Here is a 2,624-nt window from a genome sequence, read left to right as displayed (position 1 = left end):
GCGCCATCACCACCGCCCAGACCGGCCTGCTGCCCCAGGCCCTGGTGCGTTTGCGCCAGGCGGCGCCGACGGTGGAGTGCAAGTTGGTGCCGGGAGTTTCCCTGGAGCTGCTCAGCCAGGTGGATGCAGGCGAACTCGACTCGGCGATCATCATTCGCCCACCCTTTGACTTGCCCAAGGAACTGCACGTGCAACTGCTGCGCAGGGAGCCGTTTGTGTTGATCGCGCCGCTGAAGGTCGAGGGGGATGACCCGCTGCAACTGCTCGCCGCTCATCCTCACGTGCGCTACGACCGGGCTTCGTTTGGCGGGCGGCTGGTCAGTCGCTTTCTGCGGGATCAGCGGCTGGACGTGCAAGTGGCGCTGGAACTGGACGAGATTGAGGCGCTGGTCAAAATGGTCGAATGCGGCCTGGGCGTTTCACTGGTTCCCCACGCCGGACTATGGCTGGACCGATCCCCGCAGGTGCGTGTCATCCCGCTGGGCGAGCTGACCTTTAACCGGGAAATCATCTTGCTGAGCCGCTACAGCCAGCGCAACCTTCCGGTGCCACAACTCTTTGCCCGATGCCTGCTGGCTGACGCGATCTAAGACGCAAAAAAAAGCCGCACATCCGTGCGGCTTTTTCACGCCCTATTTCTTGGGCAACGCGTAGGCAATCACATAATCCCCACGGTCCGGCGACTGTCGCGCGCCGCCAGCGGTGAGCACGATGTACTGCGTGCCGGTCTTGGGCGACACGTAGGTCATCGGCCCCGACTGGCTACCCACCGGCAGCCGTGATTTCCAGATCTCGTTGCCGTTGCCGGTGTCGAAAGCGCGCAGGTAGAAGTCCTGGGTGCCGGCGAAAAACAGCAAGCCGGACTGGGTGGCCAGGGACGCGCCGAGGGTCGGCATGCCGATTGGAATCGGCATGTGCATGCGGATGCCCAGCGGCCCGGTGTCTTCAACCGTGCCCACCGGCACTTGCCACATCAGCTTGTGGGTTTTCAGGTCGATGGCCGACAGGGTGCCGAACGGCGGCTTCTGACACGGAATGCCCGCCGCCGAGAGGAAGCGCTCGCGCATTGCACCGAATGGCGTACCTTCTTGCGGCACCACGCCCATTTCGATGCCACTGGCACCGGCGGCGATCTTGTCGCGCGGGATCATGTAGTTGGCCAAACCCAGGCGCATGTCGTTGACGAACATATAGTGGGTATTCGGGTCCACTGACACACTGCCCCAGTTCATCCCCCCCAGCGAACCCGGGAATTGCAGCGCGCGGTCCAGGCCTGGTGGCGTATAGACGCCCTGATGACGCATGCCCTTGAACTGGATGCGGCACATCAACTGGTCAAACGGCGTGGCGCCCCACATGTCGGATTCGGTCAGTTGCTGATTGCCGATCGAAGGCATGTCCACCGAAAACGGCTGGGTCGGCGAATAACGTTCGCCGGGCACATTGCCCTGGGGCACCGGGCGCTCTTCGACCCGGGCGATGGGCACGCCGGTTTCGCGGTTGAGCAGGAAGATTTCACCTTGCTTGGTGACTTGGGCCAGTGCTGGCTGTACGCCGCCGTTGCCATCCGGAATGTCATAGAGCAGCGGCTGTGCCGGCAGGTCGAAGTCCCACAGGTCGTGGTGAGTGGTCTGGAAGTGCCAGCGCACTTGGCCGGTCTTCACGTCGATGGCGACGATGGAGGAGCTCCACTTGTCGTCATAGGCGGTACGTTCACCGGCGAAGAAATCCGGGGTGGCGTTACCGGTAGGCAGGTAGACCAGGCCGAGCTTGGCGTCGTAGGACATGGCCGACCATACGTTCGGCGTGCCCCGGGTGTAGGTCTCTCCTGCAGGTGGGCGTTTGGTGGTGTTCGGGTTGCCCGGATCCCAGGCCCACACCAGTTCGCCGCTGTGCACGTCAAAGGCGCGCACCACGCCTGGCGGTTCACCGGTGGAGAAGTTGTCCGCCACGCGTCCACCCACGATCACAACATTTCCCGCCACCAGTGGCGTCGAGGTTTGCTGGTAATAACCGGGCTTCACTTCGCCCATGTCGGTCTTCAGGTCGACAGTGCCGTGGTCGCCGAAGTCTTCGCAAGGCGCGCCGGTTTCAGCATTGATCGCAATCAACCGGGCATCGCCGGTCGGCAGAAACAGACGTTTCACACAGGCTTTGGCGCCGGCGGGTTGCTCGCTGGCACTGCTGTCGAAATAACCCAGGCCACGGCAACGCTGCCAGTTGGGGCCGCTGCCCTGGGGATCGAATTTCCAGCGTTGGGCACCGGTATCGGCATCCAGGGAAAACACTTTGCCGTAGGCGGTGCACACGTAAACGCTGTCACCGATCTGCAGCGGGGTGTTCTGGTCTTCGGCACCGGCGCCATTGCTCTCGGGGATGTCACCGGTGTGGAAGGTCCAGGCCACCTGCAACTTGTCGATGTTGCCTTTGTTGATCTGGTCCAGCGCGGCAAACCGATTGCCGGCGGTGGTGTTGCCCCAGTGGGCCCAGTCTTTTTGCTCGGTGCCCGGCGTTACCGCAGTCACCGCAGGCTCACTGCTGGCCTTGACCACGTGGGTCGGTACAAACATGTACGCCAGGGTGGCGACCACGCCCAGGCCCAGCAGCCCGGCAACGCCATAGGC

At 63.2% G+C, this 2,624-nt stretch carries 2 protein-coding genes; one reads left to right on the top strand and one right to left on the bottom strand.

The window, feature by feature from the left end; translation table 11 throughout:
• Positions 1 to 590, top strand: a 590-nt coding sequence (locus HX846_RS31845) for a LysR substrate-binding domain-containing protein (RefSeq protein WP_178966930.1), incomplete at its 5' end; no start/stop codon positions are given.
• 42 nt (positions 591 to 632) lie between these two features.
• Here the strand turns inward: HX846_RS31845 and HX846_RS31840 are convergent.
• Positions 633 to 2,624: membrane-bound PQQ-dependent dehydrogenase, glucose/quinate/shikimate family (locus tag HX846_RS31840; protein WP_178966929.1), on the bottom strand; the 1,992-nt coding region annotated here is incomplete at its 5' end.

Origin of the sequence: Pseudomonas sp. K5002, from assembly GCF_013386655.1 — a bacterium.
Lineage (GTDB): Bacteria > Pseudomonadota > Gammaproteobacteria > Pseudomonadales > Pseudomonadaceae > Aquipseudomonas.
Note: the sequence above shows the minus strand (reverse complement) of the source record. Positions and strands in the feature narration are given on the sequence as shown.